Origin of the sequence: Agarivorans gilvus (assembly GCF_001420915.1) — a bacterium.
GTDB classification, from domain to species: domain Bacteria; phylum Pseudomonadota; class Gammaproteobacteria; order Enterobacterales; family Celerinatantimonadaceae; genus Agarivorans; species Agarivorans gilvus.
This window is the reverse complement of record NZ_CP013021.1, coordinates 856131-879305: the sequence shown is the minus strand read 5'-3', so window position 1 is coordinate 879305 and position 23175 is coordinate 856131. Positions and strand designations below refer to the sequence as shown.

Sequence of the window (23175 nt, the reverse complement as noted above, 5' to 3'; positions counted from 1 at the left end):
GCTATTATGGCAATGGTTCAACCTAAATCATTGAAATATAGAAAATTAGCTACTCACGTAGCGCTATGTTTATTTTTATGTTTGATTATTTTTCCATTATTAATGGTTATCACCATTTCCTTCCGTACAGGTAACTTTGCGGTTGGTGAATTGATTCCATCTAATCCTACCTTAGACCACTGGCGTCTTGCCTTAGGTATTACGGTAGTTAATCCCGATGGTTCGACAACGCCACCACCATTCCCAGTATTGGTGTGGCTGTGGAACTCGATTAAGATTGCCGGTATTTCAGCAATTCTTATCGTAGTGTTGTCTACCACAAGTGCTTATGCTTTTGCTCGTATGCGCTTTAAAGGTAAAGCAACCATTCTTAACGGGATGTTGATTTTCCAAATGTTCCCATCGGTCTTGGCCTTGGTAGCTATTTATGCCTTGTTCAACAAAATCGGTGAATACATCCCTTGGTTGGGTCTAAACACTCACGGCGGTTTGATCTTCGCTTACCTAGGTGGTATCGCACTACATGTGTGGACCATTAAAGGTTACTTCGAAACGATTGACCCTGCCTTAGAAGAGTCGGCTGCAATTGACGGTGCAACACCGTGGCAGGCGTTTAGATTGGTATTGTTACCGCTTTCTGTTCCTATTTTGGCAGTGGTATTTATTCTTGCATTTATTCAAGTAATCACAGAAGTACCGATGGCGTCGGTATTGATGCAAGACGTAGATAAACTCACGCTTGCCGTAGGTGCACAACAATACTTGTATCCGCAAAACTACTTGTGGGGTGACTTCGCCGCCGCAGCAGTATTGTCAGGATTCCCAATTACCGTGGTATTCCTACTCGCCCAACGTTGGTTGGTGGGTGGCTTAACCGCTGGTGGTGTTAAAGGTTAAATTATTTGGGCGTAGCTGCAATGGCGGCTACGCAAAACAAGATTGATTATAAATAAAGCAAATGGCTTTATTTAGTTTGGAGCTAATAATGGCTGATGTAATTTTAAAAAATGTACGTAAAAACTACGATCCGGCAGTTCACCAAGATACTTTGCGTGAAATTAATTTAGATATTCAAGATGGTGAATTTGTTGTATTCGTTGGTCCATCAGGCTGCGGTAAGTCAACTCTTTTGCGTATGATTGCAGGCTTGGAAGATATTACCAGTGGTGAATTGAGCATTGGTGGAAACTACATGAACGATGTACCACCGGTACAACGTAACGTAGGTATGGTTTTCCAATCTTACGCTTTATATCCACACATGGATTTGCGTGAAAATATGTCTTTTGGCCTTAAATTGAAGAAGGTTGATAAAGACATTATCGAAAAACGTGTAAGTAATGCCTCTGACATTTTAGGCTTAGACCCATTACTTGACCGTAAACCAAAAGAATTAAGTGGTGGTCAGCGTCAACGTGTGGCCATCGGTCGTTGTATCGTGCAACAACCGGGTGTGTTCTTGTTTGATGAACCACTTTCTAACCTTGATGCGGCACTTCGTGTGAAAATGCGCATCGAGATCGCAAAGCTCCACAAAGAACTTCAATCAACTATCATCTACGTGACCCATGACCAAGTGGAAGCGATGACCTTAGCTGATAAAATTGTGGTTCTTAGCCCATTAGACCCAAATGCGGCAACTAACCTAGAACAATTTGGCTCGCCTCTAGAGCTATACCATAACCCAGCCAACAAGTTTGTTGCAGGCTTCATTGGTTCTCCAAAGATGAACTTCATTGAAGGTGAATTGTTAGAAGTTAGTGATACAGAGAGCAAAATCAAATTGGTAACTGGCGACGTTATCACAGCAGCAGTAGACACAAGTCGCGCTAGCGTTGGTGATAGTGTTGAATTGGGTTGTCGACCAGAGCACTTGGTAGAAGAAGGCCATGCTCATGCCGAGAACTTCATCACAGGTACTGTCGTGGTTGCAGAACACTTAGGTGCTGAGTCTTACGTTTATATGGACGTTAAAGGCTTTGATTTCACCTTCAAAGCACGTAGTGAATTCCCAAGTAATAATGGTGATGAGCTACGAGTTGGTTTACCAACTAAAGCTTGTTACTTGTTTGATAGCAATGGCATTGCGTTCCCACGTACTGCCAAGTACAACAAAGACTAGAAGTTTTGACCATTAATTTAAAAGCGACCTTCGGGTCGCTTTTTTTGTGCCTGTTTACCGCCACAGTGACTAGAGCTAGGCGAACAAGAAGTTAGGTTAGCTGGGAAGTTTGTTCTCGCGTTGCATAATCTCTAATAACGCAGCTTCAATAAATTGTTGTTTTTCTCGCTCGCTTGCATCGAAACTAAGGCCGTAATGCATTCTGCTAGAAGAGCCGTGTTCTAGTCGTTGGTTACAAATCCGAGTTTTAATAGCGAAGGCTTTTTGACCTTCAATAGTTAACTCTAGTTTAAAAGGCTGTTGCCTTAAGGTGTGAGGGATTTCTTCGGTGACGATGCCACTGCCATTAAGTGACAGATCTTTAAGTATTGCGGAAAATGTATCGGCTTGTTTGCCTAAGCTTTGTAAGCGGCAGTTTAGGTATATAGGTAAGCGGCTATGCTGTCTGAGGCTTATTTTTTGTAAGTTACGGGGGTAGTCGATAACTAGCCAGCGACCTACGGTACTCATTAATTTGGATATAGCACCGCGATAAGCAAAAATGGTGGCGTTTGGGTCTCCTTCATTAACTAAGCGCACCACTATCGACTGACCTTCTCGAATAAGTTCTCTGGCCATTTCCCAATGTTGGTCGGTGCCTCGCGATATAATGACACACATGCCTGGTTCAATCCCAATTAGGCGGCTGCGTAAGCGTATTGGTTTGGTCGCCGTAGGGAGTTGTAGATGTACCTCGGTCTGGCAAGGCAAGGCATTAAATTTATTAAGTAATTCAGGTGCTATCTGGCTCACAGGTTGTTTCTAAGCTGCTTATTTAATCATTTAACCTTACCATAGAATTTACGTGTTTGGTTTTGCAGATCGCACAAGCCATGACTAAATTGTTAGCTTAGCGTTATAATGCGCCGGATGAAGCCAGCTGGAAATTAAAATGAGATTGTTTGTAAGAGATCTAACCGTTATTGACTCAACTTATTTATGCCCTGACCGGGGTTTAGTAGGGGAGAGCTGGTTAGTCGATATTGAATTAGGTGGCTCGTTAAATGAAATGGATATGCTGCTTGATTTTGGTCAGGTGAAAAAGCTGATAAAACGTTTAATTGATGAAAAAGTCGATCATAAGCTGTTGGTTCCTCAGCGCTCGCCTTTATGCGAAGTTAAGCGTAATGCTGGTTATACCCAATTAAACTTCCTGCGGCCTAATGGTAAAAGTATTCACCTTTGCTGTCCGGATGAAGCTTATACCTTTATTGATGCTGTTGAAGTGAGCAACCAAGCTTTGAGTCAGTATGTAAGCGAAGTGGTATTGGCTCAGTTACCTAAAAATATTAAAGATATTCGTATTAGCCTACGTCATGAGCAGATTGATGGCCCTTATTATCACTATAGCCACGGCTTAAAAAAGCATGATGGTAATTGCCAGCGTATCGCCCACGGTCACCGTTCTGCTATAGAGATTATGGTGGACGGAGAGTCCGACATTGATTTGGCGACTAGCTGGGCGATGAGGTGGCGTAATATTTACTTGGGCAGCGAAGAAGATAAAGTCGAACCATCGCTAGTGAGTTTTTATCAAGCACAAGACTGGCAACAGCATTACGCCTTTGCCTATGAGTCGCCTCAGGGTAAGTTTGAGTTGGTTATACCAAAAAACGAAACCGATATCCTGCCTTGCGAGACGACGGTAGAGAACCTAGCTGCTTATATAGCCAGAACCTTAGCTAAGGTATTAAATGGCCATGAGTTAAGGGTAAGAGCTTATGAAGGGGTAGGGAAAGGCGCTATTTGTGAAGCCAGTGAGCCCTAGTTAGAACGTGTTTATTTAAGTGCTTTTCAATAAAAAAGGCTCCTTAAAGGAGCCTTTGGTATTTTTACCGCTTTACAGCGTAAAGCGTTTCACTAATAAATCTTGCTCTGCGGCTAGCTCACCTAATTCTTCACTGGTGCTAGTCACTATTTCAATGCTTTGATAGTTGTCGTCACTAATATCTGAGATACGGTTGAGGTTGGTAGAAATTTCTGCACCGGTAGCTTGTTGTTGTTCTGCCGCTGCTGCAATTTGGCTACTCATATCTGAGATTTGAGTAATGATGCCTTGGATTTCTTCCATCGCACCGTTTGCGTCAGAAGTTTGCGAAATGCTCGATTGCATCTCAGTTGAACATTCAGACATTACCGTTACCGCACGCTGAGCACTCTTTTGTAAGTTCTCAATCATCGATTGAATTTCGGTGGTTGAGTTAGTGGTTTTCTGAGCCAATACTCGCACTTCATCAGCTACCACGGCAAAGCCACGCCCTTGCTCACCTGCGCGAGCGGCTTCAATGGCAGCGTTTAGCGCAAGTAAGTTAGTTTGGTCGGCAATACCACGAATCACATCTAAGATTGAACCGATGCTATTACTCATGTTGTCTACTTCGCCAATCACTGAGCTACTGTGGTCCAGTTTTTCGGAAAGTTGATGGGTGGTAGTAATGTTATCACTCATGATCTTGCGCCCTGAATTGGCCGCTTCTTCTACTTCCATCACTTTCTCTAAGGTGACATTAGCACTTTTCGCCACTTCTCTAACCGATTGCTCCATTTCTGTCATGGCGGCAGCAACCGATGCAGTTTCTTGGCGCTGGTTATTCAATTCGTCTTTGGCGCTGTTTAGGGTCACAGAGTTACCCTTAGAAACATTAGACAAGCTTTCAGCAGCTTGGCTAATTTCTAGTAGCACGGTGCGCATTTGCGACATCATGCTATTAGCGGAATCCGCTAGCTGACCAAACTCGTTGTTACTAGAGTAGGCTACCGTTTCGGTCATATTGCCTGCAGCCGCGGCTTTAAGGGTTTTTAGTAACATGCTGAGCGGCTGTTTAATCGCACTGGCTACGTTCCATGCCACTAATAAGGCTAAAACAATAACCACTACCATGGCGGTAATCAACTGAATGCGGCTTGAATCAAGCATCGCGCTGGCATTTGATGAGGCCTTATCTACTTGTTGGTTAGCTATCTCGTTAATGCTAGTAAGGATGCTAATAGCATTAGTGATTTCTAAGGCAGTTGCATCCACATGCTGGGCTATGTCTTCTCGTTGTTTGGTCAAGGCCAGGTGCTCGGCTAGTACGCCATCGTCTTGGGTGGAGTCTTTAATAAACTGGTCGATTTGGTGGCCCATATCATTGCGTAATTCAGGAATTTCGTCTTCTAAATCAGAGGTCGCTTCTAAGAAGTTTTTAATCAACTTTTTATTGCGTTTGAAGATGACTTCTACTTTGGCTGATTCGGTAGTGTTAAGACCCTCTAAGGTATTAAGCTCGACAACGGCCATGGCGTTTAAAAAGCTTTCTGATGCCCACCGAATGTAATCATCATTTAAGGCCACCACTTTATCGGAAAGGTTCTTCTTCAACTGTGGAAGCATGACCGATAATAGGTTGGTGCTGCGTTTCACATTTTGTTCGGCTTCTAAATAAGCAATGTAATCTTGTATTACTTGAGTTGCCACTCGGAAGTAGTTTTGATCTAAGTTATTCAAGGTATCAAGATGAGATTCAAGCTCGTTATTGCCTTCAGCCATTGAGCGTAGAGTGCCTAATGAAGAGACAAATACCAGTTCGCTTTGTGCAAAAGCTTCACCGCTGGCTTTAATTGCATCTGCGTTTTGCGAGGTTAGCGCATCTTTAAAGTGTTTATCTGCGGTTAATAAATCGACAGCAAATTCACTACTTTGTAGCACTAGAGGGGTTGCTTCCTCTGTCACTAAGTCCAGTTGTTGGTTAAATTTATTACCCGTTTGCAGTGACAAAATGTTGGTTAATACCATCATCAGCACTAAAAAGCCGAACCCAAAATTTACTCGATGGACAATAGAAACATTTTTTAAGAATTGGAGCGATGAGGCTACGTTTAATGACTTTTTTTTCATAATTCCCCGACCAACCGATTTGTTAGCTATTTATAATTGTTATGATTTCATACTTTAGTCAAAGTATGCCTGCTGTTAGCGCGACTTGCTATGCAAGAGATCACAACTCTTTCTGAGTATGTTGCATTAATAAACTTGTTAATGGCTGATATAGCGGCGATTTGATACCTACTTATCAAAATTGCCGCGATTGTCTAAAAAGTGAGCGCTTAAGTCCAGCTTTAAGCGGATGAGTTGGATTGTTTGATGTTGCCTCAATTAGGGGGGGATTTATGTGGTTTGGGACAAGTTAATCGATGGCAAGGCTTAACGGTGTTTTACCAACAAACAAAGGCTTTAGCTCTAGCAAGACTGCGAGACGCCACCCCTTGCGGTTGTGGCTCTAGCCAGTGTCTTATGCGTCAGCCTGCAAAGTTGTAGCTCAGCCCTATTTAGCGATTTGTTTGTAAGCTATAGCGAACAAATGCAAGCCAGCCGCTACCAAATTGGTTCGGGGCAGTTTCAATTAGCGGCTAAGTTGATTGATGAAGGGCACCCCAGCGATAATGGCTATTATTTAAAACTGCTAGAAAAAGGCCGAATCACCTACTTGGCCGGAGAGTATCAGCAAAGCCAAGCGTATTTTAAACAGGTTGATGAGCAGCTTGAGTGGTTGTCTCGACAAGCCGAATACCGAGTTTCTAGCGGTTTACAGCAACTTTCTACGCTGGCTACTAACGATAATTTCATTCCTTACCATATCCCGGTATACGAGCAAGTGATGCTGCATCACTATCAAGCGATTAACTATTTACATAACCAGGGGCTTGAGTCGGCTTTAGTTGAAATCCGCAAGGCGGGATTGATACAGCAGCAGGCCATGCAAGAAACACCCGCTAGCTTAGAGCAGCAACTGAGAGACTATCAGCAGCAATACCAGGAGTTAAGTCAGCAGTACCCGCAGTTTAAAACCCAGCAACAATTAGCTAACGCTTACCAAAATGGTTTGAGTTATGTGTTGTCTGCGGTGTTGTATTTAGCGGCAGGGCAAGAGGACGATGCTTATATTGATTATCGTAAGGCTTTGGCCTTGGCTCCGCAGAATAAATACTTACAAGCCGAAGTCGCTCGTTTAGGGGCCAAACTGGCCATGGAGGATTATCAGCAATATACGCCGCTTAAAGGCGAGGCTCTTACTAAGCAACAAGGCTTATTAGTGGTGATCCACGAACAATCCCTCGTTAAAGCGCGTCAAGAAGCACGATTTTCTTTGCCGCTATATCATAATAATCAGTGGCAGAATTTTACGGTGGCTTTGCCTGTGATGCGAGGGCAAGCCAATATCGCTCTTCCGCTAGATATTCAGGTAGCAGGGCAAGGCCTAGCCACTGAGCAGGTGGTTCAGCTAGATGCCTTAGCGGCAAAACAGTTGCAACAAGACTTACCCGGCCTGTTTTATCGGCAATTATTGCGTTTACTAAGTAAAGAACAGTTGCGCCGGGCGGTTAATCAACATAACGATGCTCAGCATGAAAGCTGGGAGAATATTTTGGTTAATCTTTACAACACAGCGTCTGAGCGTGCCGATACTCGCAGTTGGCAGAGCCTACCGGCTTTAGCGCAAATTGCGATTCAGGCTTTGCCTGCCGGACAACATACTCTAAAATTTGAGGGCTTAAGCCAAAACCTCGAGCCACTAAACATTCGAGCAGGGCGAGTCAGTTTAGTGTTAACTAACGACCTAGGCTCTGCCATTCAAGTTTTTAATTTGTAATGAGAGGTGAACATGAAATATGTATTCTTGCTGCTCAGCCTGCTATTGGTAGCTTGCACCACAAATACTTCAGGTATTTCTGCCGATTCAGATAAACCTGATGGTAAGCAATGGCTGATCGTTGATAATATCAGTTTGGGGCGCAAGTTAACGGTATTGGGCGCAACGACTCAGCAAAACAATGATCGCCTACAAGGGGTGGCTACCATACAATCTCTATATAAGGGCGATTTGAATTTGCAGTATCGCTTCTATTGGTATGACAGCAACAACATTCAAATTAATCAAGCCACTAGCGCTTGGACGCCGCTCACTTTACACGGTAAACAACAAATTCAAGTGCAGTCGATTGCCTTACTTGATAGTGCCAAGCACTTCAAAATTTATGTTAGAGAAGTGAAATAACAGAGAGATATTTATGAATAAACGACTAGTGCTTATTAGCTTACTTGCGCTTGGCTTAGGTGGATGTTCCAGCCAAGTAAGTTATGGTGACCCTCAGCAAGTAGAAACGGTTGATGTGAGCTTTGGCTCCACCGACTTACAAACCATTGCCGGTGAAATGACCGACTCGATGATATCTTCACCATTATTGCTTGATATTACCGCTAAGGGGCGGCCAATTGTTTTTGTGGACCGGATTAAAAATAAAACCACAGAGCATATCGATACCGAGTCTGTCACCGATACCATCAGCACCAAATTGCTGCAATCGGGGAAATTCCGTTTTGTGGATATGACCACGGTAAATCAGGTAAGAGAGCAATTAGGCTTTCAAAATGACAGCGACCTTGTTGATCCATCAAAAGCGATTGCTTTTGGTCAGCAGGTCGGTGCCGAATATATGCTGTATGGCAATCTGTCTAGCATTGTAAAAACCAACAAAAAAACCAAGGACGTCTACTACAAGATGACCATGCGTTTATTAGACCTTAAAACAGGTTTAGTGGAGTGGGCCGACGAGACTGAAATCCGTAAGGCAGAAACTAAGTCTACTTTTGGTTGGTAAGGAATAAATGGGACCTCTTTTTATTGATTTACTCACTACCGAGTTAAGTGGCGAAGAGCGGGAAATGTTGCAGCATCCGCTAGTGGCCGGGGTGATTTTATTTTCACGTAACTACCATGATAGAGCGCAGCTCATCGATTTAGTAAAAAGTATTAGGGCTGCTTCTCATACTCGCTTGATTATTGCTGTCGATCATGAGGGGGGCCGAGTACAACGTTTTCGCCATCAATTTTCGCCTATTCCGGCAATGGGGCATTTAGCTGCTGTTGCCGAACACTTGAGCATGCCAGCGGAGCAACTAGCCAAGCACTTAGGTTGGTTGATGGCAGCAGAGCTACGCGCTTGTGACATCGATTTGAGTTTTGCGCCAGTGTTGGACGTGAATGGCATAAGTGATGTGATTGGCCTGCGCGCTTTTAGCGAGCAGCCTCAGCAAATTATTCCTTTAGCCAGTGCTTTTATCGACGGCATGGCGCTAGCAGGCATGAAAGCCACCGGCAAACACTTTCCGGGACACGGCAATGTAAAAGCCGATACTCACCATTTGGAAGCGCGAGACTTACGCAGTTTTGAGCAAATTAAACAGCACGATATGCAAGTATTTAGTGCCTTAATTTCGCAAAATAAGCTCGATGCGGTGATGCCTGCCCATGTGATTTACCCCGATGTAGATGAGCAACCGGCAGGCTTCTCTGCTAAATGGTTACAACAAATACTTCGACAAGAGCTGGCTTTTAAAGGTCTCATCTTCAGTGATGACCTTAGTATGAAAGGCGCGGCGGTGGTGGGTGATTATGTGACACGAGCTAAACAAGCTTTAGCCGCTGGCTGTGACTTGTTGTTGGCGTGTAATGACCGAGATGCCAGTATTCGCTTACTTGATGGTTTAGCCCATACTCAGGTTAAGGGGGCCGAATCGCTATTAGGCAAAGCCTATCCAGCTACTTGGTCGGAGCTAGCAGCGCAAAACAACTATAAACAAATCACTGAACAGACGCGGAAAATAGCGACAATCACCAGTGAATGGGATAAGTTATAAATACACTTGATTTTAGTCAGTGATTGAGAGGAAGGTAGGCTAGGATGATTATTTATTTACACGGCTTTGACTCTACAAGTCCGGGTAACCACGAAAAAGTATTGCAGTTACAGTTTGTTGACCCGGATGTTCGGCCCATTAGTTACAGTACTATCCATCCCCGTCATGACATGAGCCATTTGCTTAAAGAAGTGCATAAGCAGTTAATGTTAAGTGCTGAAGAAGAAGTCGTGGTTTGTGGCGTGGGTTTAGGCGGTTATTGGAGCGAACGAATAGGCTTTTTATGTGGCATTCCTTCGGTTATCTTCAATCCAAACTTGCATCCAGAGTTAAATATGCAAGGTCGTATTGAGCGCCCTGAAGAGTATGTTGATATTGCGTCTAAGTGTGTCAGTGAGTTTCGCGCTAAGAACAAAGGCAATTGTACCGTGATACTCTCAGAAAACGATGAGTTTTTAGATAACAAAGCCTCAGAATTAGAGTTAAAAGACTATTATCAGATTGTATGGGATGACCAACAAACCCATAAATTTAAAGATATCAGTCGTCATCTTCAGTTGATCAAATCACTCAAGCGTTTACCCAGTTTATAAGCTAAATACTTAACAAAAGAAGAGGGTTTTCCCCTCTTTTTTTGTAGGCTTATTTTGTGATCTTAATCAAGTTACGTATAATGTGTCCACTTTGCTGAATGGGCTGGGCTGACAACACTCATAATAAAGTCTTTAGCAAGGTTTACACTTCAGATTGTTACAAGGAAATAATCAAGCATGACTAGAATTGTTGTAGTTGGTGGTGGTGCCGGTGGCCTCGAGCTAGCGACGCGTTTAGGGCGCAAGCTGGGGAAAAAAGGCAAGGCCAATATCGTTCTGGTAGATAAAAACCGTACTCACCTATGGAAGCCCTTACTGCACGAAGTGGCAACAGGCTCTCTGGATGCGGGAATTGACGCGTTAAGTTACCGTTCTCATGCGGCCAATCATGGCTTTGAGTTTCAACTGGGCGAAGTCGCCGATGTTAATCGCGAAGACCAGTTAGTAACGTTGAAACCGATGGTGGAAGAAGGCAAAGAAATCTTGCCTGCACGACAACTTAACTATGATTACTTGGTTATGGCCATTGGCTCGGTGTCTAACGACTTCAATACCAAAGGCGTAAAAGATCACTGTATTTTCCTTGATAATCCTAGCCGTGCCGATTTATTTCATCACCGTATGCTTAATCGCTTTTTGCAGTATTCACAAAATGATGAAGCAGAAAAAGGCGAAAAAGTACGTGTGGCCATTGTGGGCGCGGGCGCTACCGGGGTAGAGCTATCTGCCGAGCTGCACAATGCATTAGACCAACTTCGTGCCTACGGTGTGCCTAACCTTAGCAATTCAAGCTTAGCGGTCACCTTGGTGGAAGCCGGCGAGAAAATCTTACCTGCTTTACCTGTACGTATTTCTAGCGCCGCTCACTCAGAGCTACAAAAAATGGGTGTGGATGTTCGTACTAATACCATGGTAACCGAAGCGACAGAAGAGGGCTTAACCACCAAAGAAGGGGAGCTAATTAAAGCAGACCTGATGGTGTGGGCTGCAGGTATTAAGTGTCCAGACTTTATGAAAGAGCTAGGTGGCTTAGAAACCAACCGCATTAATCAACTAGTGGTGCGTCCTACTTTGCAAACTTCGCGTGACAGTAACATTTATGCGATTGGCGACTGTGCTAGTTGCGCCATGGGTGAAGAAGGCTTTGTGCCGCCTCGCGCTCAATCTGCTCACCAAATGGCCAGCCTAGTATTTAAAAACATTTTGCGCCAAATGGAAGAGAAGCCACTGTTAGACTTTGAATATAAAGATCACGGCTCTTTGGTTTCGCTTAGCCGTTATTCAACAGTGGGCTCATTAATGGGCAACCTAATGCAAGGCTCTATGATGATTGAAGGGCGCATTGCTCGGGTGATGTACATCTCCTTGTACCGCATGCACCAAATCGCGCTACACGGTTACATGAAAACTGGCTTAATGATGTTAGTAGGGCGAATCAACCAAGTACTACGGCCTAAGTTAAAATTACACTAAGCGTCAGTGTAATCAGATTAAAAGCAGCTCTTGAGCTGCTTTTTTGTTGTTTTATTGGCGGTGAGGTAGCTGAGTCAAGCGCAGTTAAACGACATGCACTCCTAGGTAATTGTTTGCTATAACGCTGCAATTAGCGGTAGAGCTTAGCGAGGTCTAGCCCGCTTGTGGACTACGCTTAACTGTCTTGTTATATTTTTTGCTCACTGAACTTTCAGGCAATAGTAATAAGCATCCTCACCAGAAACATCATCCTTAATTTTTTCAAAATTTGCGGACAATAATTTTGCAGCAAGTCTTTGCGAGGCTATGTTTTGCACTCCCACAACAGCTTCTACGTAAAATTCATTTACACCGTTCCGTTTAAACTCGGCTTTTAGCTCATTAATACTCAATTTCACAATTTCAGTTCCAAGACCCTGTTGACGATATTCAGGAGGTACTGCATAACCGAGATTGACACAAGGTAAACTTTGGATTGTTTCTGTTATAGCTACAACAGCAAAAGCTTTAATTAGCTGAGACTCAACTTTCGCAAAGGTGAATCGAGGACGGCCATTAGGCTGATCATAAAACATTTTTAGTGAAGGGTGTGCAGCACAACTGCGTAACGGTATTCCGTTAAAAATCTCAGTCTGCAAGCTCATTAATGCATTCATTGGATTTACCATTGAAGCCACGATACAACTCCTTATTTGACTTGAAAATATAACGCATTAAACAAAAGCAACTTGTTGCCTTTTGATTTAACTTGTTAGGCATTGCGTTTTAATAAAAGCCATACATTCAGTTACAGTGACTTTTAGCCTTGTCTAAATTTGACATTGTTTTTGTTTTCGCAGCTTGGTGAGCCACTGTTAATAGAGCTGCAGTCACAGGAAATTCAGCTCCCACCCCAGGCCAGTAATAACCATTATCATCTTCACAAAGACTAATTATAACTGGCTCTTTATTTACTAATACATCCTCGCCAAACTCAACAAATATTCTATAGCTTATATTTGTTTCAGCTTTACCCGTAATAATCTCTTGAACATCCGCATTTAGCAGATATATATCCCCCTCATCGGGATTTGAAGTCAGTTTGGTAACCTGTGTATTTGTAACCACGGCTGTAAATGGAGTATTTAATATTGATTGAACTAAAAAATCTTGCTGTTCATCGAGATGATTAGCATAAGCTTGATTACTTAAAGCCATCAATGTAGTGATAAATAATTTGGCAATAACCATATATTTCATTATGTTAAGCCTCCGTGCTTGCCAGCACTGCCGGAGATGTGTATATGGGTAGCCGGCCAGTCGACTCATCAAAACCTGCGGGAACAACAAATGTATCCCAAACACTGGTCTTATATTTAGCAATGCTTACTTTATCACCTTGATTACCACCTAATATGAAAAGATATTGACCTGTTGCGCTTTGACCTACAACAAAACCAACATGCCCACCTCCTTTTCTACTTTTTATTGCAATTGCCCCCTGAACTGGAGTCGAAATTGTTTTGCCAAAATTTTCCCAAGACTTAGCACGAAATGCATTTTTCACAGGAGTGTAACCATGCTTTTTCATTACCCAAGCAACAAAAGAAGCACACCACGCATTTTTACCGCCTGAGTCATCTTTTCCCCAAAAATTTGACGCAGAAAAATACTGAATTATTCGTGGATTTGCTTTGAACCCAGGAACTTCACTTTGTCCTAATTCTTTATATGCAGTTTTCATCCACGGAGCAAAACAAAATAGCGCAGCTCGTGTCGAGTATGCCTCGATATGCCGAAGATGCGCTGGAACTTTGCTTGTCATAGTACAAATCCTTTCTTTTCATAATCTTCTTTAACTACGAGCTATAAAATACGCAGCAGCAAACGAAGCGATGGCTAGTAGGGTATTACCCGGACTTCTCGTTAAATCTCAGCTATAGCTGCCGACAAACAACTCACTCCAAGTAAAATCACATAATAATGACAATAACTTATCAGCAAAAGTCGATGTATTACAGCGCTTATTGATATAAAACAAATTACAACCTATTTACCGCGCCAGATTTTGGCGCGGTAAATTTAATGGCACTAACAACAAAACGATAAAATTCATAAGGTTATAAAAACAGGCAAAAACAAAGCGAGAACAATTTAGGCCTTTTAAGGCTCGCTTTGTCGCACCTTCTCTCTAATTATTTTAATACTGTATTAATAGCTAGTGGTATCAGCAGGATTCAAGTCGCTAGATGAGCGTTCACTGGCTTTGCTTCAAGCGCAAGCTGAGCCTTAAATAACCGGGGATTAAATTAACGAAGTGCTTCGGCTTTTAGGAGAGGTGTTAAACAGCTTTATTTGGCAAGCGTAGGCTGCTTGCTTAGAGCGGCTTTAAGCAAAATAAAGCCAAGCAGTAAACTTAGCCACAGGGTGATAGCGTTGAGTAACTCAAAGCGCCAGTAATTTAGATTGATGGCGTGTACTTGCAGGCTAATATCGGCGACTAGTATTACTAATAGCCCCCACAGTTGTAGTTTTTCCGAGACTTTGGCCCATAAGCGGGGAAGTAGTAGTCGGCTCAATGGTAGGGCGCCCATAGCCAGCCCTAAGTAAAACCAGCGATGTTCAGGGTAGAGTAGGCTTAGTATGTCACCACCAGTCTGCCGAGAGCTGGCCGCTATGGCAAATAGCAACCAGGTTCGGCTGAGTAGCGCACAAGTGAATAGTACGCTGGTTTGATTAGCAAAAAACACGTTTTATTGAAGTTCGGGCAAAGCCGCTTCTTCGTCAGTCGCCTCTGGCAAGGCGTTGGCTTCGCTGAGTTCTATGCTTTGCTCTAGCACGCTGTTAGTAGGCTGTTCCAATAATTCAGCTTGGGTTTCGGCTTCAGGGCTGCGGCGAATTTGCACCAACATACCCATTAGCGGGTGATCGAAGTAGTGAATTTCGCCAGAGCGCACGCGGCGTTTTTGATCAAACTTAAAGCTGTGTAGTTGCTCAACGGTATGAAACTCTTTAACTAACGCACCTTGCTCCGATGTTTGCATATCGGGTGTGACTACCACCACCGCAGGGGCTTCAGCATTTGGATCCACCACCTCGGCCACTGCTACGTTGGGCGGAACATTCAACGGTTCGGCGCTCTCTTTTGACTGCGTTTCTGCTGCGGCTACTGGCTCTACAGGCTCTGGTGTTAAGGCTTGTTCCACTTCTACGGGGCGTTTAAGAATCAGCTCACTTTCTATATACAGGTAGTGCTGAAGGTAAACACGAAAACCACCTTCAAGCTCCCACAGGGCGCTAGGCTCTATAGGCGTTTGTTCTGCTGTTGCCTGTTCTACGTCAAACAAAGACAAGTTTTCTGCGCTTAAGTCGATGGCGTCGTCGGCGGTTTGCGGCGCACTGGCAGACAATAGCTGACCATCGCTGTTAAAGCGGGTAGAAAAATCCTGACCTGCTTGCACGGTATAGTGCTTAGCGCGGTTACGCGGTGCAACTACTTCTCGCCAACCAATGTGTAGCAGTGGAGTAAAGGCGGCGTGTTGCTGGAGTTTTGCAAACTCATCACTGAGTTCTAATTGTGATTTACTGAGTATGCGCCGCTTAGTGCTGCCGCTTATCGGCCAACCTCGGCCATCTATGGTGACAGGCAGTTGGTCAAATCTAGGGCTAACACAAGGTTGCTCACAAGCAAACAAAGGGCCTAACAGCGGTTCGCTGGTATTCACATTGATTTGTTGCGGCTGGGGCCAATATTCTTGAGTACTTGCCACATCGATGTTGCGTTTAAAGAAGATAACCTCAATATCAAACCAGCGAGGTTCTTCGGCAAAACTGGGAATGCTGCTTAGGGTGATGACGGCCAGACTGCAGAGTTGTAGGGCACTTTTAAGAATTAGACGCATTGGCAGTAAATTGCTCCAATAGTGATTCAATAAGGCTTAATCGTTGTTCTGGGCTGTCACTAGGCACGGCAAACTTGAGTTTATTTGCACCCTCTAAACGATAGATAGCTGGTTGTGATTGTAACAGGCTTACGAGGAAAGCGGCATTAACTTTTGTGGATTCCGCAAACTCGACCACGCCCCTTTGGGGCCGGCTTCTATTTTTTTAATGCCTAAATGTTCGGCGGCAATCTTAAATTTTTGCACCTCAAACAGGTTTTTAGCCTGCTCTGGCAGTAAGCCAAAGCGGTCAATCAGTTCCACTTGTAGTTCACGCATTTCTGCCTGATCGCCGCAATTAGCAATGCGCTTATACATGGTTAAACGGGTAGTCACATCGAAGATGTAGTCGTCGGGCAACAGGGCAGGAATACGCAGCTCTACTTCTGCTTGCTCGCTTTGGCTCAAGTCCCAGTTAAGGTCTTGGCCTTTTTTCAGGGCGCTTACCGCGCGGTCGAGCATTTCCATATACAGGGTGAAACCCACGGCTTCAATTTGGCCGCTTTGGTCATCACCGAGTAGTTCACCCGCGCCACGTATTTCTAAGTCGTGGGTGGCTAAGGTAAAGCCTGCGCCTAAATCTTCTAGTTGAGCAATGGCATCTAAGCGTTTTAGTGCGTCCTTGGTAATCAGCTTGGGCGGCGGGGTGAGCAAGTAGGCGTAGGCTTGGTGATGAGAGCGGCCAACCCGTCCTCGCAATTGGTGTAACTGGGCTAAACCAAAGTTGTCGGCGCGGTTGATAATAATGGTATTGGCGCTGGGAATATCGATGCCAGTTTCAATAATGGTGGTACATACCAATACATTAAAACGTTGGTGGTGAAAGTCACTCATGATCCGCTCTAGCTCGCGCTCGCGCATTTGCCCGTGGGCTACGGTAATGCGGGCCTGAGGTAACCACTCGCTCAGCTCTTGCGCCACTCGGTCAATGGTTTCTACTTTATTGTGTAGAAAATACACCTGGCCACCACGCATTACTTCACGGCTAATCGCTTCTTTAATTAGCGCGGGTTCATGTTGGCGAACAAAGGTTTTTACCGCCAAACGCTTGGCTGGGGGAGTAGCAATAATCGATAAGTCTCGCATGCCACTCATTGCCATGTTTAGCGTTCGTGGAATAGGCGTAGCGGTTAGCGTAAGAATATCTACATTGGCGCGCATCGCTTTAATTTGTTCTTTTTGGCGTACCCCAAAGCGATGTTCTTCATCAATCACTAGCAGCCCCAAATTGGCAAACTGCAATTCTTTGCTCAGTAATTTGTGGGTACCAATGATGATGTCTACCTTGCCAGCCTTAACATCTTTAATAATTTGCGTTTGCTCTTTAGCGGTTTTAAAGCGCGATAGCGCGGCTACCTCAATCGGCCAATTGGCAAAGCGGTCACAAAAGTTGTCATAATGCTGTTGTGCCAGCAGCGTGGTGGGCACTAATACCGCCACTTGTTTACCGGCATTCACCGCCACAAACGCTGCTCGCATGGCCACTTCGGTTTTACCAAAACCTACATCACCACAAACTAGCCGATCCATGGCATTGGGCGCTTGCATATCGCTAAGTGTGGCCTGAATGGCTTGTTGCTGGTCGTCGGTTTCTTCAAAGGGGAAGTCGGCGGCAAATTGCTGGTACGCCGTATCATCCATTTGATAAGCAAAGCCCGGTTTGGCGGCGCGTTTGGCGTAAACTTCTAGCAGCTCGGCGGCCACATCACGGATTTTTTCCGCCGCTTTTTGCTTGGCTTTTTGCCACTGGTCATTACCCAGCTTATGCAGTGGCGCGGTTTCATCGTTAGCGCCTGAGTAGCGGCTAATTAGATGCAGCGCATTCACCGGTACGTACAATTTGGCTTGGTTGGCATATTCCAAGCTGAGAAATTCGGTTTTAATGCCGCCGTTTTCAAAGTTGGTAAGGCCTTGGTAGCGGCCTATGCCGTGTTCTATATGTACCACGGGCTGGCCGATGCTCAGTTCCGCCAAGTTACGGATCAATACATCGGGGTTAAGGGTTTTATTGGACGCCTTACGCTGTTTGGCTCTTACCTTGTCGCCTAGTAGGTCGACTTCGGTAATCACTTGCAGTTGCGGCTGGCTAAGTTCAAAGCCCTTTTCTAGCGGCGCTACTACCATCGCCAATTGCTGCTCGCTGCTGATAAAGTCGTTCAGCGTAGCGTAATCTTTAAGCTTTAGTTTTAGCGGGCTGAGCAGGTTTTTCAGTGCTTCGCGGCGGCCTTCGGTTTCGGCAATAAAACAGGCCTTAAGCTTGGGGTGATGCTCAAGGTAGTGACTCAGCGCTTGCAGCGGCAGATTCAAGCGATGGTTAACGGTTAAATCGGGCAGTGCATGGGCCTCTAGATTTAGCTTACCTTGGCTATTTCTGGCTGGGCCCTTGTGTAATTTGACGCTAGCAAACAGTTTCAGCTCTTTTAAGCACTGCTCGGTGCTTTGATAAAGTTCGTCTGGCGGCAGTATTGGTCTGGCTTTATCGTGACGGCGGTTTTCATAGCGCTGGCTGAGTTCATGCCAAAACTGTCGCCCTGCCTGATCTAAATCACCCACCTTAATCACCACGGTATTGGGTGCTAATTGGTCGCTCAAGCTTTCGGTGTGGCTATGAAATAAGGGCAAGTAGTATTCAATACCGGCAGGCATAATGCCTTTGGACACCTGTTGGTAAATTGAGCCTGCATCGCGGCTTGGCTCAAAGCGATCCCGCCATTGCTGGCGAAAAGTTTCGATGCCGCTGCTATCGGTGGGAAACTCGTGAGCGGGCAGCAAGGTAATGCTTTGTTGTTGGTCTGAACTGCGCTGGGTATCGGGGTCAAACTGCCGAATGCTGTCTAACTCGTCATCGAAAAAGTCCAAACGAAACGGCTGCTCGCTGCCCATGGGGAACAGATCTAACAGGCTGCCGCGTAAGGCGAACTCGCCGTGTTCCATCACCTGATCAACATGCTGATAGCCAGCATTCACTAAGCGCTCTTTAAAGGCGGCCAAGTTTAGGCTTTGACCCACTTTGAGCTGCAAGCTGTGTTTAGCTAAAAATTCCGCCGGGGCGCAGCGTTGTAACCACGTCGCCATAGGTGCGATGAGCACGCTGTTACGGTCTTGGCTTAATTGGTTAAGGCTTAAAATCCGTTGCGATACGATGTCTTGATGAGGCGAAAAGTTATCGTAGGGCAGGGTTTCCCAATCGGGTAGCAAATGCAAGGGGCGGCTGGGGTTAAGCCCGTTCACTTCGCGCTCAATTTGCAAGGCGCTGCGAGTATCTTCGGTGAGAATGACAATCGGTGCGTCGAGTTGGCCAATGTATTGTTGAATCACCAAGGCTAAGGCACTGCCCGGCAGATTGCTGACTTGCTTATTGTCGCCCGCAGCGGTCGGGCAGGGTAAATTTAGTAACACAGAAAACTCTTATTTTTCGGCTTGTTGTCGAGCATCTGCTCGAGCTTTTAATTGCTGGCTCTGCACATGCAGACTGGCTCTTACTAGGGCTTCAACATCTTCTTCGCGGATCCAGCTATAACTGATTTCCAATAAATATTCTTTACTGTGAGCCAGCGCTTCACTGTGTTTGACTTCGCCATAACAAAACACGGCACTGGACTCTTCAGGCAAGAAAATCTTTAGCCGTAAGGCTTGGCCTTTAGCTAGCGCTTGTGGCCAAACGCAGTGGATCTCAGAGCCACCAAATAATTGGCTAATGGTGCGATGTTCTGGACTATCCTGCTGGGCTAAAACATAGCTTAAAACACGATTAAGTTTTTGTTCTTGGTTTTGTAGGTAAGTTAATAATTGTTCACCCGCTTCACCTAGCTGCTTTAGTGCGCGTAGCCCTATTAAAGAATGCTGTGAGCCATTGGCGAGAATAAACGGTTCTGGAATACTGGCTTCAAACTCAGCATGTGATTGAGGCAGGTCTGCTTGTTCAATCACTTCGATATTCACGTTGAGTTGGTGAGATACACTAAAATATTGTTGTTCTTGCATATTTTCCTACAAACGCCCAGCGGCGAGTGACAAATAACCATGCTTTAAAGCGTAGTTGAAGGCGAAATTACAACAACTTGAGCAAGCAATTGCAAATATACTGATTATCTTTGATTTTTATGTGATTAAGCAAGCTATGTTACTTGTTGCTGTGCAGGGCGCACGGTATGATTAGCGCGTTTTTTAAAAGCTTAGGGATGTCCGTTGCTTCGATGAAATTGATTGGCTTTATAGCATGGCGGTTCTCACGCGGAGCCAAACAGCAACGTTTTGCGTCATTTGTTAGTTGGTTTTCGACGCTGGGGATTACCCTAGGCGTAGCTGCCTTAATTACTGTTATTTCGGTGATGAATGGCTTTGAGCAGCAGCTGAAACAACGCATACTTAATCTTGTTCCCCACCTGACTTTGGCTGCTGAACAGCCGATTCCCCCGCAACTTTCGGGTTATGCTCATGCACCTTTGGTGCTTAGTGAAGTGGTATTGCAAAGCACCTCTAATTTACATGCCGCGATGATGCAAGGCATTGATGTGAATGCTCAAGCCGATGCCGAGCTGCTTCGTGATAAAATGCTGATAGGGGATTTAGATGCCCTACAACCGGGCAGTTATAAGGTGGTGATTGGCATTGGTGTTGCCAATGCCTTGGGCGTGCGCCTAGGCGATAATATTCGTTTATTGGCCACCGATCGCTTGGTCTATACCCCGCTAGGGGAAATGCCCTCGCAGCGTAATTTTCAGGTTGCCGGTATTTTTGAATTTGCCGCCGAAGTGGATAAGCAATTCATATTAGTTAATCAACAAGACAGTGCCAGATTACTGCGTTCTCCTTTAACTAAGGTGAGCCAGCAGCGCATCTATTTAGACGACCCCTTTAAGATTGAAACCCTCGCCGCTAGCTTGCACAAGGCCGGGGTAGAGTTTCAAGATTGGCGTCGTTTCTATGGGGAACTATTCGCCGCGGTGAAAATGGAAAAGAACATGATGGGGATGTTGTTTTGCCTGATTATTGCCGTGGCTGCATTTAATATTTTATCCAGTCTAGTCATGATGGTGGGTGAAAAACGTAGCGACGTTGCTATTTTACAAACCTTGGGTTTGTCACGCACCAAGGTGGTGATGGTGTTTGTTACCCAAGGGGCCTGGAGTGGTTGTGTTGGGGCTGCGGTTGGCGCCTTAAGCGGTTATGCCTTAAGCGCCAATATTAACCCGGTGATGTCAGCTTTGGGCTTAAACTTTGCCGCTAATTTTGGTGGCGCGGGCTTGCCGGTAGTACTGCGTAGCGAGCAGATTTTATTTATCACCACTGCAGCGATGTTGCTCAGCATTGTGGCAACCATTTATCCGGCTTGGCAAGCCAGTAAGATTCATCCAGCAGAGGCTCTTAGATATGAGTGAGCAAAGCGCTCAGCCCGTTTTAGTGGCAACTAATATTTGTAAAACTTACCAAGATGGCAAGCAGTTAACCGAGGTATTGCACGGTGTCGACTTCGCGGTTCAGTCTGGTGAAGCGGTGGCCATTGTGGGTAGCTCTGGTTCTGGTAAAAGTACCTTATTGCATATTCTCGGCGGCCTTGATGATGCCAATCAAGGAGAGGTGAGTATCGAAGGACAAAGCCTAGCGGGCTTAAGCAGTAAACAATTGGCTAAACTACGTAATCAAAAACTGGGTTTTATTTATCAGTTTCATCATCTATTGGGTGAGTTTTCCGCCTTAGAAAATGTAGCCATGCCTTTATTAATCGCAGGCGTCGCCAAGACTGCAGCCTATCAACAGGCGCAAGCCTTGTTAGAACGAGTAGGCTTGGGGCACCGTTTAAAACATCGTCCTGCTGAACTCTCTGGCGGAGAACGCCAGCGCACCGCCATTGCTCGCGCTTTGGTTAACCAACCCAGCTTGGTATTGGCTGATGAACCCACCGGCAACCTAGACAGCCATAGCACCGAGTCGATTTACCAACTTATTTTAGAGCTTAACCGTGATTTGAATACTGCTTTTGTAGTGGTGACCCACGACTTGGCTTTGGCCGCGAAATTCTCTCGTCAAGCGCATATGCAAGACGGTCATTTTGTTAGCAAGGCAGATTAGTATGCGCTTGCCTTTATCGTGTTTCATTGGCCTGCGTTATCACCGTGCTAACAATAGCAACGGTTTTATTTCGTTTATCTCGGCCTCTTCCACACTGGGTATTGTATTAGGTGTGGCGGTGTTGATTATTGGTTTGTCGGTAATGAACGGCTTTGAGCGAGAATTACGAGAACGCTTTTTAGCCATTGTTAGCCATGGTGAACTAGAAGCGGTTAACCCTCCTTTAAGCGATCATCAACATTTACTTGAAGCAGCACGCGCAGAACCCCACGTATTGGGGGCTGCCGCCTACATCCAATTTAGCGCCTTGATCCAAAAAGGTAAGAAGATGAAAGCGATGGCGCTAAAGGGGATCGATCCTGAAACTGAAAAAACCGTGACCAGTTTACATCAGTACGTGGGGGATGAGGCTTGGCAGGCCCTGTCTGAAAACCAGCCACAACTGATACTTGGTGCAGGTATTGCTAAACATTTGGGCATCACAATTGGCGAGCAAGTCACGCTATTGTTGCCTAAGCCACAGCAGCAACATCTTAGTTCGCCACAACGGGTAAGGGTTAAAGTGGTTGGTTTGATGCGGGCTGGTGGGCAGCTGGATAATCAATTAGGTTTTATTAACTTGGCCTATGCGCAGCAGCTCAGCCAGTGGCAAGAGGGGGTGACTGGCATCAGTTTAAAAGTTGACCAGCCTTTATTCGCCGATGAGATTGTGCGTTCGGTGGCAAAGACTTTCCCCCAATTAGTTTTTATTAAAAGTTGGACTCGCCAATACGGGTATTTGTACCAAGATATTCAATTAGTTCGCACCATTATGTACGCCATTATGCTGTTAATTGTGGCGGTGGCCAGCTTCAATATTGTGTCCACGCTAATTTTAGCGGTGAGTGAGAAACGCGGTGATATTGCGATATTAAAAACCATGGGGGCATCGGATCCCACCTTGCTGCGCAGTTTTGTGGTTTATGGCTCTTACAATGGGATTCTAGGCTGCCTTTGGGGCGCTGTTTTCGGTGTGTTAGGGAGTTTGGGCTTGCCTCATTTAGTGGGCTGGCTAGAGCAAGCCTTAGGCCATAGTTTGTTATCGGCTGACATCTATTTCATCGACTTTTTGCCAGCCAAGTTACTGTGGAGCGATGTGTTTGTGGTGGTGGTTGCCGCTTTAATTTTAAGTATGTTAGCTACAATATGGCCAGCCTGGCAGGCGACTAGAGTGAAACCTGCCCAAGAGTTGGGGTAAACCCCTTGCAAGAGATTTAAAAAGGAGCCAATGGGCTCCTT

20 protein-coding genes and 1 pseudogene are annotated in these 23175 nt (G+C 45.2%); 12 read left to right on the top strand and 9 right to left on the bottom strand.

Annotation, left to right across the window (positions count from 1 at the left end; all coding sequences use genetic code 11):
- The first annotated feature begins 6 nt into the window (after positions 1 to 6).
- Positions 7 to 897, top strand: coding sequence for a maltose ABC transporter permease MalG (malG, locus tag AR383_RS04120; RefSeq protein WP_055731985.1), 891 nt, complete (start codon positions 7 to 9; stop codon positions 895 to 897).
- An 88-nt stretch (positions 898 to 985) separates the two neighbouring features.
- Complete coding sequence (locus tag AR383_RS04115; RefSeq protein ID WP_055734951.1) at positions 986 to 2122, top strand: ABC transporter ATP-binding protein; 1137 nt, start codon at positions 986 to 988, stop codon at positions 2120 to 2122.
- A 96-nt stretch (positions 2123 to 2218) separates the two neighbouring features.
- Here the strand turns inward: AR383_RS04115 and AR383_RS04110 are convergent, their stop codons facing one another.
- Positions 2219 to 2914 carry a PilZ domain-containing protein gene (locus AR383_RS04110; RefSeq protein WP_055731984.1) on the bottom strand — a complete coding sequence of 232 codons (696 nt, stop codon included), beginning with the start codon at positions 2912 to 2914 and terminating at the stop codon, positions 2219 to 2221.
- A 139-nt stretch (positions 2915 to 3053) separates the two neighbouring features.
- On the opposite strand from AR383_RS04110, the gene AR383_RS04105 reads away from it, so the two are divergent.
- Positions 3054 to 3929 carry a 6-carboxytetrahydropterin synthase gene (locus AR383_RS04105; protein WP_055731983.1) on the top strand — a complete coding sequence of 292 codons (876 nt, stop codon included), beginning with the start codon at positions 3054 to 3056 and terminating at the stop codon, positions 3927 to 3929.
- A 72-nt stretch (positions 3930 to 4001) separates the two neighbouring features.
- Here AR383_RS04105 and AR383_RS04100 read toward each other — a convergent pair whose 3' ends face one another.
- A complete protein-coding gene (locus AR383_RS04100) occupies positions 4002 to 6038 on the bottom strand; it encodes a methyl-accepting chemotaxis protein (protein WP_055731982.1) in 2037 nt (678 codons plus the stop codon).
- 463 nt (positions 6039 to 6501) lie between these two features.
- Here AR383_RS04100 and AR383_RS04095 point away from each other — a divergent pair, with 463 nt between their 5' ends.
- The 6 genes from AR383_RS04095 (at position 6502) to AR383_RS04070 (ending at position 11905) form a co-directional block, all read left to right on the top strand.
- A complete protein-coding gene (locus AR383_RS04095; RefSeq protein WP_157051637.1) occupies positions 6502 to 7791 on the top strand; it encodes a COG3014 family protein in 1290 nt (429 codons plus the stop codon).
- A gap of 12 nt (positions 7792 to 7803) precedes the next feature.
- Positions 7804 to 8196: a YcfL family putative periplasmic lipoprotein gene (locus tag AR383_RS04090; protein ID WP_055731980.1), complete on the top strand. Its 393-nt coding sequence runs from the start codon at positions 7804 to 7806 to the stop codon at positions 8194 to 8196.
- A gap of 13 nt (positions 8197 to 8209) precedes the next feature.
- A complete protein-coding gene (gene lpoB, locus AR383_RS04085; protein ID WP_055731979.1) occupies positions 8210 to 8800 on the top strand; it encodes a penicillin-binding protein activator LpoB in 591 nt (196 codons plus the stop codon).
- A 7-nt stretch (positions 8801 to 8807) separates the two neighbouring features.
- Positions 8808 to 9839, top strand: a complete 1032-nt coding sequence (gene nagZ / locus AR383_RS04080; protein ID WP_055731978.1) for a beta-N-acetylhexosaminidase — start codon at positions 8808 to 8810, stop codon at positions 9837 to 9839.
- A 44-nt stretch (positions 9840 to 9883) separates the two neighbouring features.
- The gene (ycfP, locus tag AR383_RS04075) at positions 9884 to 10432 is read left to right on the top strand and encodes an alpha/beta hydrolase YcfP (protein WP_055731977.1); all 549 of its coding nucleotides are present in this window, start codon (positions 9884 to 9886) and stop codon (positions 10430 to 10432) included.
- Between the two features lie 177 nt (positions 10433 to 10609).
- Positions 10610 to 11905: an NAD(P)/FAD-dependent oxidoreductase gene (locus AR383_RS04070; protein ID WP_055731976.1), complete on the top strand. Its 1296-nt coding sequence runs from the start codon at positions 10610 to 10612 to the stop codon at positions 11903 to 11905.
- A 200-nt stretch (positions 11906 to 12105) separates the two neighbouring features.
- Here AR383_RS04070 and AR383_RS04065 read toward each other — a convergent pair whose 3' ends face one another.
- The 7 genes and pseudogenes from AR383_RS04065 to AR383_RS04035 form a co-directional block, all read right to left on the bottom strand.
- Complete coding sequence (locus AR383_RS04065) at positions 12106 to 12573, bottom strand: GNAT family N-acetyltransferase (RefSeq protein ID WP_229711240.1); 468 nt, start codon at positions 12571 to 12573, stop codon at positions 12106 to 12108.
- 115 nt (positions 12574 to 12688) lie between these two features.
- Positions 12689 to 13144: a hypothetical protein gene (locus tag AR383_RS04060; protein ID WP_055731974.1), complete on the bottom strand. Its 456-nt coding sequence runs from the start codon at positions 13142 to 13144 to the stop codon at positions 12689 to 12691.
- Between the two features lie 4 nt (positions 13145 to 13148).
- The gene (locus AR383_RS04055; protein ID WP_055731973.1) at positions 13149 to 13709 is read right to left on the bottom strand and encodes a TIGR02594 family protein; all 561 of its coding nucleotides are present in this window, start codon (positions 13707 to 13709) and stop codon (positions 13149 to 13151) included.
- A gap of 526 nt (positions 13710 to 14235) precedes the next feature.
- Entirely contained in the window at positions 14236 to 14634 is a 399-nt protein-coding gene (locus AR383_RS04050) for a DUF2919 family protein (protein ID WP_055731972.1), read from the bottom strand.
- A gap of 3 nt (positions 14635 to 14637) precedes the next feature.
- Positions 14638 to 15786, bottom strand: a complete 1149-nt coding sequence (locus AR383_RS04045; protein ID WP_055731971.1) for a CsiV family protein — start codon at positions 15784 to 15786, stop codon at positions 14638 to 14640.
- Positions 15770 to 19224 (bottom strand): annotated as a pseudogene (mfd, locus tag AR383_RS04040) (transcription-repair coupling factor). The gene AR383_RS04045 and the pseudogene mfd overlap by 17 nt, the downstream one beginning before the upstream one ends.
- Positions 19225 to 19233: 9 nt before the next feature.
- On the bottom strand, positions 19234 to 19809 hold the full coding sequence (locus AR383_RS04035; RefSeq protein ID WP_055731970.1) for a hypothetical protein: 576 nt from the start codon (positions 19807 to 19809) through the stop codon (positions 19234 to 19236).
- 167 nt (positions 19810 to 19976) lie between these two features.
- Here AR383_RS04035 and AR383_RS04030 point away from each other — a divergent pair, with 167 nt between their 5' ends.
- Genes AR383_RS04030 through lolE form a run of 3 tightly spaced genes read left to right on the top strand, consistent with a single transcriptional unit; the run spans position 19977 to position 23134 of the window.
- A complete protein-coding gene (locus AR383_RS04030; protein ID WP_055731969.1) occupies positions 19977 to 21206 on the top strand; it encodes a lipoprotein-releasing ABC transporter permease subunit in 1230 nt (409 codons plus the stop codon).
- Positions 21199 to 21897, top strand: coding sequence for a lipoprotein-releasing ABC transporter ATP-binding protein LolD (gene lolD / locus AR383_RS04025; RefSeq protein ID WP_055731968.1), 699 nt, complete (start codon positions 21199 to 21201; stop codon positions 21895 to 21897). The genes AR383_RS04030 and lolD overlap by 8 nt, the downstream gene beginning before the upstream one ends.
- 1 nt (position 21898) lies before the next feature.
- Positions 21899 to 23134: a lipoprotein-releasing ABC transporter permease subunit LolE gene (lolE, locus tag AR383_RS04020; protein WP_055731967.1), complete on the top strand. Its 1236-nt coding sequence runs from the start codon at positions 21899 to 21901 to the stop codon at positions 23132 to 23134.
- Positions 23135 to 23175 lie beyond the last annotated feature (41 nt).

Excerpts from the sequence above, each read along its gene's own strand:
- ycfP (WP_055731977.1), top strand. The coding sequence starts at position 9,884 with ATGATTATTTATTTACACGGCTTTGACTCTACAAGTCCGGGTAACCAC.
- lolE (WP_055731967.1), top strand. The coding sequence starts at position 21,899 with ATGCGCTTGCCTTTATCGTGTTTCATTGGCCTGCGTTATCACCGTGCT.
- nagZ (WP_055731978.1), top strand. The coding sequence starts at position 8,808 with ATGGGACCTCTTTTTATTGATTTACTCACTACCGAGTTAAGTGGCGAA.
- AR383_RS04035 (WP_055731970.1), bottom strand. The coding sequence starts at position 19,809 with ATGCAAGAACAACAATATTTTAGTGTATCTCACCAACTCAACGTGAAT.
- AR383_RS04045 (WP_055731971.1), bottom strand. The coding sequence starts at position 15,786 with ATGCGTCTAATTCTTAAAAGTGCCCTACAACTCTGCAGTCTGGCCGTC.
- AR383_RS04105 (WP_055731983.1), top strand. The coding sequence starts at position 3,054 with ATGAGATTGTTTGTAAGAGATCTAACCGTTATTGACTCAACTTATTTA.
- AR383_RS04090 (WP_055731980.1), top strand. The coding sequence starts at position 7,804 with ATGAAATATGTATTCTTGCTGCTCAGCCTGCTATTGGTAGCTTGCACC.
- AR383_RS04030 (WP_055731969.1), top strand. The coding sequence starts at position 19,977 with ATGATTAGCGCGTTTTTTAAAAGCTTAGGGATGTCCGTTGCTTCGATG.
- AR383_RS04065 (WP_229711240.1), bottom strand. The coding sequence starts at position 12,573 with ATGGTAAATCCAATGAATGCATTAATGAGCTTGCAGACTGAGATTTTT.
- AR383_RS04100 (WP_055731982.1), bottom strand. The coding sequence starts at position 6,038 with ATGAAAAAAAAGTCATTAAACGTAGCCTCATCGCTCCAATTCTTAAAA.
- AR383_RS04055 (WP_055731973.1), bottom strand. The coding sequence starts at position 13,709 with ATGACAAGCAAAGTTCCAGCGCATCTTCGGCATATCGAGGCATACTCG.
- AR383_RS04095 (WP_157051637.1), top strand. The coding sequence starts at position 6,502 with ATGCAAGCCAGCCGCTACCAAATTGGTTCGGGGCAGTTTCAATTAGCG.
- AR383_RS04060 (WP_055731974.1), bottom strand. The coding sequence starts at position 13,144 with ATGAAATATATGGTTATTGCCAAATTATTTATCACTACATTGATGGCT.
- AR383_RS04115 (WP_055734951.1), top strand. The coding sequence starts at position 986 with ATGGCTGATGTAATTTTAAAAAATGTACGTAAAAACTACGATCCGGCA.
- AR383_RS04070 (WP_055731976.1), top strand. The coding sequence starts at position 10,610 with ATGACTAGAATTGTTGTAGTTGGTGGTGGTGCCGGTGGCCTCGAGCTA.
- lolD (WP_055731968.1), top strand. The coding sequence starts at position 21,199 with ATGAGTGAGCAAAGCGCTCAGCCCGTTTTAGTGGCAACTAATATTTGT.
- malG (WP_055731985.1), top strand. The coding sequence starts at position 7 with ATGGCAATGGTTCAACCTAAATCATTGAAATATAGAAAATTAGCTACT.
- lpoB (WP_055731979.1), top strand. The coding sequence starts at position 8,210 with ATGAATAAACGACTAGTGCTTATTAGCTTACTTGCGCTTGGCTTAGGT.